Source organism: Pseudomonas sp. PvP025 (assembly GCF_017832155.1).
Lineage (GTDB): Bacteria > Pseudomonadota > Gammaproteobacteria > Pseudomonadales > Pseudomonadaceae > Aquipseudomonas.
The window spans coordinates 1,883,985-1,897,246 of sequence record NZ_JAFIBJ010000001.1 but is presented as its reverse complement, the minus strand read 5'-3'; the positions used below and the strand labels follow the sequence as shown (position 1 = coordinate 1,897,246).

Here is a 13,262-nt window from a genome sequence, read left to right as displayed (position 1 = left end):
CGAGCCCAGGCGAGGTGCCGAGTGTTGGGGCAAGAGCGTTTTGCTTACTTTTGCGCTTTTCAAAAGTGAGCCGCCGTAAGGGCGGAACCCTAAGCCGCCGTTACCGCACAACCGATATGTACACCGAAAAGTCGCACCGCTCGTTGCTTCGAGCATCACGCTGGCTTAACTGAACGACATTAGGGCAAGCCCGCTCGCCACAGGGCGCAAACTCACTGACCGGCAGCGGATCTGACCCTTGTAAAACAGCGCGGGTGAAGGCTAGTGTGACGACTTGATTCTGAATGTTTCAGCTTTATGACCAGTCAGGCCCACCGTATCGCCGATACCACCTCGCGCCGCGCCGCGCTGACTCTCGGGTTCTGCCTGCCCAGTGACGTGTTGCTTTATCTGCTGCTGCCGATGGAGTCCGAAGCCTTCGGCATCACCTTGGCCCAGGCCGGCGTGCTGTTGGCGGCCAACCGCCTGGTGCGGATCTTCGGCTATCGGCATGTGCTCAAGTTCTATGCACGTAACGGCGATCGCCTTACCTGCATGCTCGCCGCCGGCGCTGCTGCGCTGTGTGCCCTGGGCAACTCGGTGCTGTCCGGCTTTGCTGCCTTGCTCGGCCTGCGGCTGGTGTGGGGGCTGTCTTATGCCGCGTTGAATCTGTCGACTCAGGTATTGGCCACTGCCGAACCGCAGGGTGCCGCGCGCCGCGCCGGACGTTCACGGGCGTTGATCGCCCTGGGGCCGATGCTGGCCTTGCCGCTGGGCGGGCTGCTGACCTTGTGGGCCGGGCCGCGCCCGATTTTCCTGATCCTTACCCTGTGCTGCCTCATGGGGCTGTGGCTGGCGCGCGGGCTGCCCAGTACCGGGCACGATCTGCACAGCACGCCGGGGCGACGCTTCAACTGGCCCGACAGCGTGGCGTTGTGGTCGTTTATCGAAGGCGTGGCGCTGGACGGCCTGTTTATTTTCGGGCTGTCGATCCAGGCGCAGAAGATCGTCGGCGGTGACGCGGTGCTGATTGCCGGTGGCCTGATGGGCTTGCGGTACCTGTCGGAATTGCTCCTGAGTCCGCTGGGCGGTCACGCGGCGCAGCGGTTCGGTGCCACCTCGATGCTGCTGCTGTTTTCATTCATGAGCGCCCTGGCGCTGGGGGCGTTCGGCAGTGAGTGGGTGATTGCCGGCGCAGCGGCGGTGCTGGTGCTGCGTGCTTTGCAATTGCCGCTGGTGACCACCCTGGTGACCGAGCGCAACCCGGGTTCGATGCGGGTGTCGGCGCTGGCGTCCAACGCGGTATGGCGCGATATCGGCGCGGGGCTCGGGCCGTTGCTGGCGGGTCTGGTATTGCCGGTGGCCTCGGCGTCGCTGGTGTTTGGTCTGGCGGGCGCGGCGATTGCGATCAGTGCGTTGTGCTGCTGGCGCACCCAGGCACGCGGGCAAACAAGTTGAACGATGGCCGAAGGCGGTTTCTCTAAACCTGTGAAGCCCTTTACAGGTACGCCATCATGCCCGAATACAAGCAGCCACCGCCGGGTACGCCCGATACCCATCGCACCCCCGGCGAAGAGGAGCGCGACAACGATGCGTTGCGCCCCAACGACCCACAGGACCGACCGGACGACGATGTGAAGCAGGTCGAGGAAAACCTCGACACTCTCCACGATAAAGCCCGCCCGTTGTAAGAGAGGAGGTCACCATGAGCAATCCCCCTAAAGGCCCGCGTTCAAGCGAGCATTCAAGCGGCAAGGATGAGCTGGGTTTCGACCCGGACTCTCCCGATGTGTCAGACCCGCAGGTCGATCCCATCGGCCCGGCCATCGCCCCGCTGGACGAGAAAAAGCAGTCGGAAAAAAAGCCGCCCTACGATCCGTTGGGCGACTTGAAAAAGTAAAAAAAGAGCCCCGCCATTGTGCGGGGCTTTGTTTATTTGGGTGGGTTCCAGCTGACTTCGGTGATGCCGTATTTCTCCGCCCAGGGGCGCGTGGTTTTCTTCACCTGTTCATGGCCTACGCGGCCAATACGACTAACGTGTGCAATGTCGGCATCAACGGCCGCCCAGTGCCAGGCTTCAGCGTTGTTCATGACTTCGGCGCGTACGACAAAGGATTTCGGCTTACCGTGCAGTTGATAGTGGATGGTGTAGATTTTTGCGGTACTCATGTTGCCTCCCTGTCTTGTTATAAATGGATAGGAAGCTGTTCTAAAAGGTTCATTCAAAATGACAACGTGCATGATGCCCAGCCGCTTCGCGAGCGAAACGCGCAGCCCATCAAGTCAATGCGGCCAAATGCGCCACGGTTTCCGGAAAGCGTGCCACCAGACGGATCAGCGTCACGGCCTGGGCATTGGGTTTGGCGCGCCCTTGTTCCCAGTTTTCCAGCGTGCGGATATTGGTGCGCAAGTACAGGGCGAATACCGAGCGCGAAAGGTTGAGCTGCTGGCGCACGGCAACCACTTCTTCGGCGGTAAGCGGTGCCAGGTGGGTGAGTTGAACCTTGTGGGTACGCAGGGTGACCTTGCCTTGGCGCGCTTCGGCCAAGGCGTCGAAGCCTTCGACCAGTTCGGAAAAAATTTCACGTTTCATGGTGTGTTCTCGCTTTGATTTCCCTGTCCAGCATCTGTTTTAAGGATTTTTTGTGGTGAGGTGCCAGGTCGTCCTGTTCGTGTTTGCCGTACAGGGTGAACAGCCAGAATTGGGTGCCGCCTGACCACCAGTAGTAAATGATCCGCAGGCCACCGCGTTTACCTTTGTTGCGCCGCTCATCGACGAAGCGGACCTTGCGCAGCCCGCCGGTTCCCTCGATCACGTCTCCTGCTTCCGGGTTCTTCATCAACGCCTGTTGAAAACCGTGGAAAAGCTCGTCACTCAGATAATCCTTGCGATGCCGCTCGAAGGCCGGCAGTTCGATAAATAGAGCATCCATGTTCTGTACGTAGCCTGCGTATAGTTTGCTGGCCCACTCGCAAGGGGTCAAGTGACCGCGCTGTGGGAACCTTCCTAAAACGCAACCACCATAAGGTCGCCCCCAGCGCATGGATGCCAGATGAAGAGGTAGATGGAATAGGAAAATTCTGCGAACAGGGAAGGGCAGCGGCAGCGCGACCCGGAAACGCAAAACGGCGCCCGAAGGCGCCGTTCTGTTTATCGCATGTGACTAAGTGATCAAACGCCCAGCACCGCATGCTGCACCAGGGTGAGCAACGGTTGCGGGTACACGCCCAGGAAGAACGCGAGCAGGGCGATGGCCAGCAGCATCACGCCACCTGCCTTCTGTTCCCAGTGCAGCTCGGCGTCCACGCGGCGCAGGTTCGGCTCGATCAGGTACAGGGTGACCATCACGCGCAGGTAGTAGAACACGCCGATGGCGCTGCCCAGTACCAGGGAAGCAACCAGCCACCATTGGTGCGCTTGCACACCGGTAGCGACGATGTAGAACTTGCCGATAAAGCCCGCTGTCAGCGGGATGCCGGCCAGGGACAACATCATCACGGTGAGCACGGCGGTCAGGTACGGACGGCGCCAGAACAGGCCGCGGTATTCGTACAGTGCGTCGGCATCACGGCCCTTGTACGGCGACGACATCAAGGTGATCACGCCGAATGCGCCGAGGCTGGTGATCACGTAGGTCACCAGGTACACGCCGATGGCTTCCACGGCCAGGCCGTTGCTCGCCACCAGGGCGATCAGCAGGTAGCCGAAGTGGGCGATGGACGAGTAACCCAGCAGACGCTTGAGGTTGTTCTGGGTCAGCGCCAGCAGGTTACCGAACAGGATCGACGCAATGGCGATCACGGTCAGCACGTTGCTCAGCACGCCGGTGTTGGCCGCAGGCGAGATCTGGAACAGCCGCACCATCACCGCAAACACCGCCACCTTCGATGCGGTTGCCAGGAACGCGGCCACCGGCGCCGGGGCGCCTTCGTACACGTCCGGGGTCCACAGGTGGAACGGCACCAGGGAGAGCTTGAACGCCAGGCCGATCAGCATCATCGCCAGGCCCAGCTGGGCAATCGGCGCAGGCATGCTGGTGGCGGCCAGGGCGTGACCGATGCCGGTGAAGCTCAGGCTGCCGGCTTCGGCGTAGAGCAGGGCCATACCGAACAACAGGAACGCGGAACCGGCGGCCGACAGCACCATGTATTTGATGCCGGCTTCCAGGGAGCGCTTGTTGAAGAAGGCGTAGGCCACCAGACCGTAAGTCGGGATCGACAGCAGTTCCAGGCCAATGAACAAACCGGCCAGGTGCTGCGCACTGACCAGCACGATACCGCCGGCCGCCGCCAGCAGGATCAGCAGGTACAGCTCTTCCTTGTTGCCCGGGTAGCCGCTGCCGCCTTCGCCGAGGTAGGCGTGGGCGAGGGTGACGCAGGCCAGGGTGGCGACCAGGATCAGCGCGATGTACAGCAGCGCAAAGTCATCGACCATCATCAATGGCGTGACCGCCAGTGGCGCGACCTTGAGCGCCGGGATGATCGACAGCAGGGCCAGGTTCAACCCGGCGCAGGACAGCAGGAACGTTTGCGAATGATTGCGGCGCCAGGCGATCGCCAGCATCACCACCACGATGGTGAGGCTGGTGATCAGCAGCGGCGCAAGCGCGATAAAGTGTTGGATCGTGAATTCCATAGCGCTCTTACCGGGCCGAAGCGAGTTGAGAGAAGGCGGTGCCGAACCACTGCTGCACGCCATGCATCGTTGCGGCAGAAGTGTCCAGGAACGGTTGCGGGTACACGCCGATGTAGATCAGCAGCACCGCAAGGCCGAGCACCATGATCAGTTCGCGCGCATCCATCCCTTGCAGGACGGTGTCGGACTTGGCCGGGCCGAAGTAGGCGCGGTGGATCATGATCAGCGAGTAGACCGAACCAAACACCAGGCCGGAGGTAGCAATCGCGCTGATCCACGGCGTTTGCACGAAGGCACCCATCAGGATCAGGAACTCGCCGATAAAGTTGCCGGTGCCTGGCAAGCCCAGGGACGCGGCGGCGAAGAACAGGCTGATCGCCGGCAGGTAGGCGATGCGCGACCACACGCCCCCCATTTCACGCATGTCACGGGTGTGCAGGCGCTCGTACAACTGGCCACTGAGGATAAACAGCGCGGCGGCCGACACACCGTGGGCCAGCATCTGGATCACCGCGCCCTGCAGCGCCAATTGGCTGCCGGAGTAGATGCCGATCAGTACGAAGCCCATGTGGGAAACGGACGAGAAGGCAATCAGACGCTTGATGTCGGTTTGCGCGAACGCGAGGAACGCACCGTAGAAGATTCCGATCAGACCCAGGGTCATGGCGATCGGCGCAAACTCGGCCGAGGCATTCGGGAACAGCGGCAGGGCGAAACGCAGCAGGCCGTAGGCCGCCGTCTTCAACAGGATACCGGCGAGGTCGACGGAACCGGCGGTCGGCGCCTGGGCGTGGGCGTCCGGCAGCCAGGAGTGGAACGGTACCACCGGCAGCTTCACCGCAAACGCGATGAAGAAGCCCAGCATGAGGATGTACTCGGTGGTCAGGGACATCTTGGTTTTCAACAGGTCGGCGTAGTTGAAGGTAATCACGCCCGTGCTGTTGAAGTTGACCAGGACCAGACCGAGGATCGCCACCAACATGATCAGGCCGGAAGCCTGGGTGAAGATGAAGAACTTGGTCGCCGCATAGATCCGGGTTTTCTTGCCGTCCGACGAACTGTGGCCCCAGAGCGCGATGAGGAAGTACATCGGCACCAGCATCATTTCCCAGAAGAAGAAGAACATGAACAGGTCGAGGGCGAGGAACACGCCGACCACGCCGCCCAGGATCCACATCAGGTTCAGGTGGAAGAAGCCCACGTGACGCTGGATCTCTTTCCAGGAGCAGAGTACCGAGAGGATACCCAGCAGGCCGGTCAGCAGGATCATCAACAGCGACAGGCCATCGAGGGCCAGGTGCACGTTGATGCCGAAGCGCTGGATCCACACGTGCTTGAACTCAAGCGCGAAGGTGGGATCGACGCCCGGTGCCGGCGCGAATGAATAGTCGCCATGGGCCCACAGCCAAAGGCCGAGCGCAAGTTCCAGGGACATGGTCAGCAACGCGATCCAGCGGGGCAGGGTGGCGCCGAAGCGTTCACCCATCCAGCAGAGCAGGCCGCCGATAAAGGGGATCAGGATTAGCCAGGGCAGAATCATGACGGGCTCGTTTCCTTTCGCAGGTTCTTACAATTCGCAAGGTTCATATCAGACCGCTACCACTACGATGGCGCCGATCACCAGCACGGCACCGATCGCCATGGACGCTGCATACCAACGCAACTGGCCGGTTTCGCTGCGGCTCAGGGCGGTATGACCGGCCTTGGCGGCGCGCGGGATCAAACCAATGGTCTGGTCGAGCGGGTCTTTGCGCAGTACATGGCTGATCGCAAGGTACGGTTTGACGAACAGTTTGTCGTAGAGCCAATCGAAGCCCCAGGCAGCGAACCACCAGGCCGACAGGAAGCGCCCGATGCCACTGTTGGCAACGCCCGTGACGAAGCGGCGCTTGCCGAGGAACAGCAGGGCCGCGAGCAGGATACCCGCCAGGGCGATGGCGCCCGAGGCGATTTCCAGGCTGTGCTTGGCGGCGCCACCGGCATGCCCGGCGCTTTCCGGCAGTACACCGGCCAGTGGCGGGGTAATCAGGGCGCCGATGAACGTCGACAGGATGATCAGCACCGACAACGGCAGCCAGTGCGAGATGCCGTGGCCCGCGTGCGCTTCGGTCTTGGCTTCACCGTGGAAGGTGATGAAGATCAGGCGGAAGGTGTACAGCGAGGTCATGAATGCACCCACCAGGCCTGCGTAGAGCAGGTTCTGGTTACCGCTGGCAAACGCTTCCCAGAGGATTTCATCTTTCGAGTAGAAACCGGCAGTCACCAACGGCAGGGCGGCCAGGGCGGCACCACCGACGATGAAGCTGGCGTAGGCCAGCGGCAGTTTCTTCCACAGGCCGCCCATCTTGAAGATGTTCTGCTCGTGGTGGCAGGCCACGATCACTGCACCGGAGGCAAGGAACAGCAGCGCCTTGAAGAAGGCGTGGGTCATCAGGTGGAAGATCGCCGCGTCCCAGGCGCCAACGCCCAGGGCCAGGAACATGTAGCCGATCTGGCTCATGGTCGAGTAGGCGAGGATGCGCTTGATGTCGGTCTGCACCAACGCGGCGAAGCCGGCCAGTACCAGGGTCACGCCACCGACGATGCCCACAAGATGCAGGATATCCGGCGCCAGGGTGAACAGACCGTGGGTCCGCGCGATCAGGTAGACACCGGCGGTTACCATGGTTGCCGCGTGAATCAGTGCGGAAACCGGGGTCGGGCCGGCCATCGCATCCGCCAGCCAGGTTTGCAACGGCAGTTGCGCCGATTTACCGACGGCGCCGCCCAGCAGCATCAGGGTCGCCAGGGTGATCCAGAAGTCGCCGACCTGGAATTTCTGCGGTGCCAGCACCAGCAGTTCCTGGATATTCAGCGTGCCCACCTGTTGGAACAGGATGAACAGACCGATGGCCATGAACACGTCGCCGATGCGGGTGACGATAAACGCCTTGAGGGCCGCGTTACCGTTGTTGCGGTTGCTGTAGTAGAAACCGATCAACAGGTACGAGCACAGACCCACGCCTTCCCAGCCGAAGTACAGGAACAACAGGTTATCGCCCAGTACCAGGAACAGCATGCTGGCGATAAACAGGTTGGTGTAGGCAAAGAAGCGCGAGTAGCCCGCTTCGCCGCGCATGTACCAGGACGCGAACAGGTGGATCAGAAAGCCCACACCCACCACCACGCCGAGCATGGTGATCGACAGGCCGTCGACGTAGAGGGCGAAGTTGGGCTTGAAGCCCTCCACCGACATCCACTGCCACAGCACGAGCGTGTAGTGACCGCCTTCCGGCGGCGCCACGTTGAATTGCCAGATGACATAGGCGGCCACGATGGCCGACAGGCCAATGGAGCCCACGCCGATCAGGGCCGAGAGGTTTTCCGACCAGCGCCCGCGAGAGAACGACAGCAGCAGGAAACCGATCAGGGGAAATACGAAAGTCAGAAAGATCATGTTCATCCGCGCATCTCACTGGCAGCGTCGATATCAAGCGTGTGGAAGCGACGGTACAGCTGCAGCAGGATCGCCAGGCCGATACTGGCCTCGGCGGCTGCCAGGCTGATCACCAGAATGAACATGACTTGTCCATCCGGCTGGCCCCAACGTGCGCCCGCCACGATGAACGCCAGTGCCGCAGCGTTCATCATGATTTCCAGGCTCATCAACACGAACAGAATGTTACGGCGCACCATCAGGCCGACCAGGCCAAGGCAGAACAGGATGCCGGCGACCGCCAGACCATGCTCCAAAGGGATAGCAGGCATCGTCATTGCTCCTTGGCTTCGTTGCGGCCCAAGTGGAAGGCGGTGATGGCTGCGGCGAGCAGCAGCATCGAAGCCAGTTCGACCACCAGCAGGTACGGGCCGAACAGGCTGATGCCCACGGCTTTGGCGTCTACGGTGGTGTGGCCGATGGCCTGGCCGCTCTGGTGAGCGAACAGCACATACAGCAGTTCACCCAGCAGCAGGGCTGCGAGGATCACCGGGCCGAGCCAGATGCCGGGCTTGAGCCAGACGCGCTCCTGGGCGACCGAGGCCGGCCCGAGGTTGAGCATCATCACCACAAACACGAACAGCACCATGATGGCGCCGGCGTAGGCGATCACTTCCAGCACACCGGCAAACGGCGCGCCGAGTGCAAAGAAGGTCATGGCCACGGCGATCAGCGAAATGATCAGGTAGAGCAGGGCGTGCACGGGGTTGGTGTTGGTGATCACGCGAAGCGTGGACACAACCGCGATACCCGATGCGAAATAGAAAGCGAATTCCATCTTTCTTCCTTAAGGCAGCAAGCTCTTCACGTTGATCGGCTCGGCTTCGTTTTGTGCGGCGCCCTTGGGCTTACCGGCAACGGCCATACCTGCAACACGATAGAAGTTGTAATCAGGGTTTTTACCGGGACCAGAGATCAGCAGATCTTCTTTCTCGTACACCAGGTCCTGACGTTTGAACTCGGCCATCTCGAAATCCGGCGTGAGCTGGATCGCGGTGGTCGGGCAAGCTTCCTCGCAGAGGCCGCAGAAAATGCAGCGCGAGAAGTTGATGCGGAAGAAGTCCGGGTACCAGCGACCGTCTTCGGTTTCAGCTTTCTGCAGGGAGATGCAACCCACCGGGCACGCCACGGCGCACAGGTTGCAGGCTACGCAACGCTCTTCGCCATCGGGGTCGCGGGTGAGCACGATGCGGCCGCGATAGCGCGGCGGCAGGTACACCGCTTCTTCCGGGTATTGCAGGGTGTCGCGTTTGCGAAAGCCGTGACCGAACACCATCACCAGGCTTCGCAACTGGGTACCGGTACCCTTAACGATGTCGCCAATATATTTGAACATGGGTCAAATCCTCACTGAACCGCGGCCGCTGGCGTGTTCAACAACACAACGGCAGCCGTCACCAGCAAATTGATCAGGGTCAGTGGCAGGCAGAAGCGCCAGCTGAAATCCATCACCTGGTCGTATCGTGGACGCGGAATGGAAGCGCGCAGCAGGATAAACAACATGATGAAGAACGCGGTCTTCAGGAAGAACCAGAAGAACGCCAACTGCGGCAGGATGCCGAACGGACCGTGCCAGCCGCCGAAGAACAGCGTCACCAGCAGGGCCGAGATCAGGATGATGCCGATGTACTCACCGACGAAGAACATGCCCCACTTCATGCCGGCATATTCAATGTGGTAACCGTCGGCCAGTTCCTGTTCCGCTTCCGGCTGGTCGAAGGGGTGACGGTGAGTCACGGCCACGCCAGCAATGAAGAAGGTACAGAAGCCGAAGAACTGCGGAATGATGAACCACAGGTTCTGCGCCTGGTACTCGACGATGTCGCGCATGTTGAACGAGCCGACCTGCACCACGATGCCCATCAGCGCCAGGCCCATGAACACTTCGTAGGACACGGTCTGGGCCGAGGCGCGCAAGCTGCCCAGCAGGGCAAACTTGTTGTTGCTCGACCAACCGGCGAACAGTACCGCATACACCGACAGACCGGCCATGGCGAAGAAGAACAGCAGGCCGATGTTCAGGTCCGCCACGCCCCAGGTCGGGGTGATCGGGATGACCGCAAAGGCGATCAGCAAGGCGCTCATGGCCACCACCGGCGCCAGGGTGAAGATCACCTTGTCGGCGAACGGCGGCGTCCAGTCTTCCTTGAAGAACATTTTCAGCATGTCGGCGGCGATCTGGAACATGCCGAACGGGCCAACGCGGTTCGGACCGTAACGGTCCTGCCACCAGCCCAGCAGACGGCGTTCGACGAAGCTGAGCAGGGCGCCCGCGACGACCACGGCCAACAGGATCACGATGGCCTTGAGGACCGAGATGATCACGTCGATCACTTCAGGGGTGAACCAGGTCATTGCGCTGCCTCCTGCAGACCGTCAACGGTTTTGCCGAAAATGGCCGGAGGGATGCCCGCAAGACCTTTAGGCAATGCAACCAGGCCAGCCCCCAACTCATCATTGATGCGCAGCGGCAGACGCAGGGTCTGGCCGGCCACGTTCAGGCTGAGCAGGGCACCGTCATTGACGCCCAGGCGATCGGCTTCGGACTTGGCCAACGACACGTAGGCGTCTGGAATGCGCTCTTGTACCGGCGCGGCCTTGGAAGAGGTCTCTTCGCTGCCGAACAGGTGGAACAACGGCACCACCTGCCAGGTGCCCGGCGCCGGGTTGAACGGACGCGGTACGGCGGCGAACCAGTTCAGCGAATCACCCGTGCTTTCGATCAGGCGAGTGCCCGGGTCGCCCGCGCGGATATGACCACCGACTTCGTCCTGGAACTTGTTCCAGGCCTGCGGCGAGTTCCAGCCCGGCGACCAGGCGAACGGCACCTGTTGACGCGGTTCGGCCGAACCCGAGTAGCCTTCCATGGAGAAGGCGAACGCGGTGTCGTGGTCTTGCGGGGTGCGCGGTTCGTGCACGCTGATGTCGGCGCGCATGGCGGTACGACCGGAGTAACGCAGCGGTTCGCGGGCCAGTTTCATGCCCTTGATGCGGAACGCGGCGGACGGTGCGGCATCGACAATCCGCGCCAGCTGCGGCGCGCTGGCGGCGGTGGCGGCGGTCACGTGATCGAGCTGGGTCCAGTCGATCGGCTGGTTCAGCAGGGTCGCGCGCAGGGCATGCAGCCAGCGCCAGCCTTCGTGAACCAGGATGCTGGCGTCCATGTATTTCGGATCGAACACCTGGAAGAAGCGCTGGGCGCGGCCTTCCTGGCTGACCAGCGTACCGTCGCCCTCGGCGAAGGTGGCGGCCGGCAGTACCAGATGGGCGCGTTCGCTGGTGGCGGTCTGCTGGTGGTCGGCGACGATCAGCACCTTGGCGGCGTTGAGCGCGGCGTCAACTTTGGCCGCGTCGGTGCGGGTGTACAGGTCGTTTTCCAGCACCACGATGGCGTCGGCGTTGCCGTCGATCACCGCTTGCAGGCCGGTGTCCAGCGACTCGCCACCGAGCATGGCCAGGCCAAGGCTGTTGGCTTCCGGCACGACCAGGCTGATGGAGCCGTTCTTGTCGCGCAGCTTCAAGGCCTTGGCGATGTTGGCAGCGGCCTCGATCAGTGCCTTGGAACCCAACGAGGTGCCGGCAATGATCAACGGACGCTTGGCCGCCAGCAGGGCGTCGGCGATGCGCTGGGCCAGCTCGAGGGCTTCAGTGTCCAGGCCTTCGACGGCCGGTGCGCTGGCGTCGAGGGCGTGGGCCACGGCGAAACCGATGCGGGCCAGGTCGTCCGGTGCGGCGTGCACGCATTCTTCGGCGATGTCGTCGAGCTTGGTTTCAGCCAGGGAGGCGATAAACAGCGGGTTCAGCGCGTGCTGGCCGATGTTTTTCACGGCGGCGTCGAGCCACGGCTGCACGCGCATGGCGTCGGCCATGTCTTCGGCCTTGCCCTTGACCGACTGGCGCAGGGACAGGGCCACGCGCGCTGCGGTCTGGGTCAGGTCTTCACCGAGCACGAAGATCGCATCGTGGTCTTCGATGTCGCGCATGTTCGGCACGGGCAGCGGGCTGTCGTTGAGCACTTGCAGGACCAGACGGACGCGTTCCAGCTCGGCGGCTTCGATACCGCAGTAGAAGTGCTCGGCGCCGACCAGTTCGCGCAACGCGAAGTTGCTTTCGAGGCTGGCGCGTGGCGAACCGATACCGACAATGTTGCGGCCGCGCAGCAGGTCGGCGGCTTTATCCAGCGCGCTGTCCAGGCTCAGTTGGGTGCCATCGGCCAGCAATGGCTGGCGCGGGCGATCCTTGCGGTTGACATAGCCGTAGCCAAAACGGCCACGGTCGCAGAGGAAGTACTGGTTGACCGAACCGTTGAAGCGGTTTTCGATGCGACGCAGTTCGCCGTAGCGCTCGCCCGGAGAGATATTGCAACCGCTGGAGCAGCCATGGCAGATGCTCGGCGCGAACTGCATGTCCCACTTACGGTTGTAGCGCTCGGAGTGGGTCTTGTCGGTGAACACACCGGTCGGGCAGACCTCGGTGAGGTTGCCGGAGAACTCGCTTTCCAGAACGCCGTCTTCAACGCGACCGAAGTACACGTTGTCGTGGGCGCCGAAGACGCCCAGGTCGGTGCCGCCGGCGTAGTCTTTGTAGAAACGCACACAGCGATAGCAGGCGATGCAGCGATTCATTTCGTGGGAGATGAACGGGCCCAGTTGCTGGTTCTGGTGAGTGCGCTTGGTGAAGCGATAACGGCGCTCGTTGTGGCCGGTCATCACCGTCATGTCTTGCAGGTGGCAGTGACCGCCTTCCTCACAGACCGGGCAGTCGTGGGGGTGGTTGGTCATCAGCCATTCGACGACACTGGCGCGGAACGCCTTGGATTCTTCATCTTCGATGGAGATCCAGGTGTTGTCGGTGGCTGGGGTCATGCACGACATGACGATACGACCACGGGTGTCGTTCTCGTCGGTGTACTGCTTGACCGCACACTGGCGACAGGCACCGACGCTACCGAGCGCGGGGTGCCAGCAGAAATACGGGATGTCGAGGCCGAGTGACAGACATGCCTGTAACAGGTTGTCCGCCCCATCGACTTCGAGCGCTTTGCCGTCTACGTGGATAGTGGCCATGGTTCAAAGTTCTTCGTTGGCCCGTTGTCAGTGGGCGTGGCTAATGGAATCTTGTTATTCATGTGCATCGATACAGCCATCAAGGCGTCAGCACATGAGAAAGCGA

General features: G+C 61.8%; 14 protein-coding genes. 3 read left to right on the top strand and 11 right to left on the bottom strand.

The genetic code is table 11. From position 1 onward, the window contains the following. Window positions 1-297 precede the first annotated feature (297 nt). The 3 genes from JOE32_RS07685 to JOE32_RS07675 are packed head-to-tail and all read left to right on the top strand — an operon-like array spanning window position 298 to window position 1,879. Window positions 298-1,437 (top strand): MFS transporter, encoded by a 1,140-nt coding sequence (locus JOE32_RS07685; protein WP_209982866.1) that lies wholly within the window; start codon window positions 298-300, stop codon window positions 1,435-1,437. A gap of 56 nt (window positions 1,438-1,493) precedes the next feature. After that, window positions 1,494-1,670 (top strand): hypothetical protein, encoded by a 177-nt coding sequence (locus tag JOE32_RS07680; RefSeq protein ID WP_209982864.1) that lies wholly within the window; start codon window positions 1,494-1,496, stop codon window positions 1,668-1,670. Window positions 1,671-1,684: 14 nt separating this feature from the next. Continuing rightward, entirely contained in the window at window positions 1,685-1,879 is a 195-nt protein-coding gene (locus JOE32_RS07675; RefSeq protein WP_057007528.1) for a DUF6021 family protein, read from the top strand. A 32-nt stretch (window positions 1,880-1,911) separates the two neighbouring features. On the opposite strand, the gene JOE32_RS07670 is transcribed toward JOE32_RS07675, so the two are convergent. The 11 genes from JOE32_RS07670 to nuoG all read right to left on the bottom strand — a co-directional run bounded on the left by JOE32_RS07670 (window position 1,912) and on the right by nuoG (window position 13,156). Continuing rightward, entirely contained in the window at window positions 1,912-2,148 is a 237-nt protein-coding gene (locus tag JOE32_RS07670) for a DUF6555 family protein (protein WP_209982862.1), read from the bottom strand. A 109-nt stretch (window positions 2,149-2,257) separates the two neighbouring features. Further along, complete coding sequence (locus tag JOE32_RS07665) at window positions 2,258-2,572, bottom strand: transcriptional regulator (protein ID WP_209982860.1); 315 nt, start codon at window positions 2,570-2,572, stop codon at window positions 2,258-2,260. Continuing rightward, entirely contained in the window at window positions 2,562-2,912 is a 351-nt protein-coding gene (locus tag JOE32_RS07660; protein WP_209982858.1) for a toxin, read from the bottom strand. The genes JOE32_RS07665 and JOE32_RS07660 overlap by 11 nt, the downstream gene beginning before the upstream one ends. A 239-nt stretch (window positions 2,913-3,151) precedes the next feature. Continuing rightward, a complete protein-coding gene (nuoN, locus tag JOE32_RS07655; RefSeq protein WP_209982856.1) occupies window positions 3,152-4,615 on the bottom strand; it encodes an NADH-quinone oxidoreductase subunit NuoN in 1,464 nt (487 codons plus the stop codon). A gap of 7 nt (window positions 4,616-4,622) precedes the next feature. Next, entirely contained in the window at window positions 4,623-6,155 is a 1,533-nt protein-coding gene (nuoM, locus tag JOE32_RS07650) for an NADH-quinone oxidoreductase subunit M (RefSeq protein WP_003232072.1), read from the bottom strand. Window positions 6,156-6,203: 48 nt separating this feature from the next. Then, the gene (nuoL, locus tag JOE32_RS07645; RefSeq protein WP_209982854.1) at window positions 6,204-8,057 is read right to left on the bottom strand and encodes an NADH-quinone oxidoreductase subunit L; all 1,854 of its coding nucleotides are present in this window, start codon (window positions 8,055-8,057) and stop codon (window positions 6,204-6,206) included. Continuing rightward, window positions 8,054-8,362, bottom strand: coding sequence for an NADH-quinone oxidoreductase subunit NuoK (gene nuoK / locus JOE32_RS07640; RefSeq protein ID WP_003174727.1), 309 nt, complete (start codon window positions 8,360-8,362; stop codon window positions 8,054-8,056). The genes nuoL and nuoK overlap by 4 nt, the downstream gene beginning before the upstream one ends. A 2-nt stretch (window positions 8,363-8,364) precedes the next feature. Then, on the bottom strand, window positions 8,365-8,868 hold the full coding sequence (gene nuoJ / locus JOE32_RS07635) for an NADH-quinone oxidoreductase subunit J (protein WP_016974946.1): 504 nt from the start codon (window positions 8,866-8,868) through the stop codon (window positions 8,365-8,367). 9 nt (window positions 8,869-8,877) lie between these two features. Continuing rightward, window positions 8,878-9,426 (bottom strand): NADH-quinone oxidoreductase subunit NuoI, encoded by a 549-nt coding sequence (gene nuoI / locus JOE32_RS07630; protein ID WP_003174725.1) that lies wholly within the window; start codon window positions 9,424-9,426, stop codon window positions 8,878-8,880. 11 nt (window positions 9,427-9,437) lie between these two features. Beyond that, window positions 9,438-10,445, bottom strand: a complete 1,008-nt coding sequence (gene nuoH / locus JOE32_RS07625) for an NADH-quinone oxidoreductase subunit NuoH (RefSeq protein ID WP_003232075.1) — start codon at window positions 10,443-10,445, stop codon at window positions 9,438-9,440. After that, window positions 10,442-13,156: an NADH-quinone oxidoreductase subunit NuoG gene (nuoG, locus tag JOE32_RS07620; protein ID WP_209982851.1), complete on the bottom strand. Its 2,715-nt coding sequence runs from the start codon at window positions 13,154-13,156 to the stop codon at window positions 10,442-10,444. Before nuoG ends, nuoH begins: the two co-directional genes overlap by 4 nt. Window positions 13,157-13,262: the final 106 nt, after the last annotated feature.

What these genes read in the sequence shown, in the direction of transcription:
- nuoI (WP_003174725.1), bottom strand. Translation starts at nt 9,426, where the DNA reads ATGTTCAAATATATTGGCGACATCGTTAAGGGTACCGGTACCCAGTTG.
- JOE32_RS07675 (WP_057007528.1), top strand. Translation starts at nt 1,685, where the DNA reads ATGAGCAATCCCCCTAAAGGCCCGCGTTCAAGCGAGCATTCAAGCGGC.
- nuoK (WP_003174727.1), bottom strand. Translation starts at nt 8,362, where the DNA reads ATGCCTGCTATCCCTTTGGAGCATGGTCTGGCGGTCGCCGGCATCCTG.
- nuoJ (WP_016974946.1), bottom strand. Translation starts at nt 8,868, where the DNA reads ATGGAATTCGCTTTCTATTTCGCATCGGGTATCGCGGTTGTGTCCACG.
- JOE32_RS07665 (WP_209982860.1), bottom strand. Translation starts at nt 2,572, where the DNA reads ATGAAACGTGAAATTTTTTCCGAACTGGTCGAAGGCTTCGACGCCTTG.
- JOE32_RS07660 (WP_209982858.1), bottom strand. Translation starts at nt 2,912, where the DNA reads ATGGATGCTCTATTTATCGAACTGCCGGCCTTCGAGCGGCATCGCAAG.
- nuoN (WP_209982856.1), bottom strand. Translation starts at nt 4,615, where the DNA reads ATGGAATTCACGATCCAACACTTTATCGCGCTTGCGCCGCTGCTGATC.
- nuoG (WP_209982851.1), bottom strand. Translation starts at nt 13,156, where the DNA reads ATGGCCACTATCCACGTAGACGGCAAAGCGCTCGAAGTCGATGGGGCG.
- JOE32_RS07685 (WP_209982866.1), top strand. Translation starts at nt 298, where the DNA reads ATGACCAGTCAGGCCCACCGTATCGCCGATACCACCTCGCGCCGCGCC.
- JOE32_RS07680 (WP_209982864.1), top strand. Translation starts at nt 1,494, where the DNA reads ATGCCCGAATACAAGCAGCCACCGCCGGGTACGCCCGATACCCATCGC.
- nuoL (WP_209982854.1), bottom strand. Translation starts at nt 8,057, where the DNA reads ATGAACATGATCTTTCTGACTTTCGTATTTCCCCTGATCGGTTTCCTG.
- nuoH (WP_003232075.1), bottom strand. Translation starts at nt 10,445, where the DNA reads ATGACCTGGTTCACCCCTGAAGTGATCGACGTGATCATCTCGGTCCTC.
- JOE32_RS07670 (WP_209982862.1), bottom strand. Translation starts at nt 2,148, where the DNA reads ATGAGTACCGCAAAAATCTACACCATCCACTATCAACTGCACGGTAAG.
- nuoM (WP_003232072.1), bottom strand. Translation starts at nt 6,155, where the DNA reads ATGATTCTGCCCTGGCTAATCCTGATCCCCTTTATCGGCGGCCTGCTC.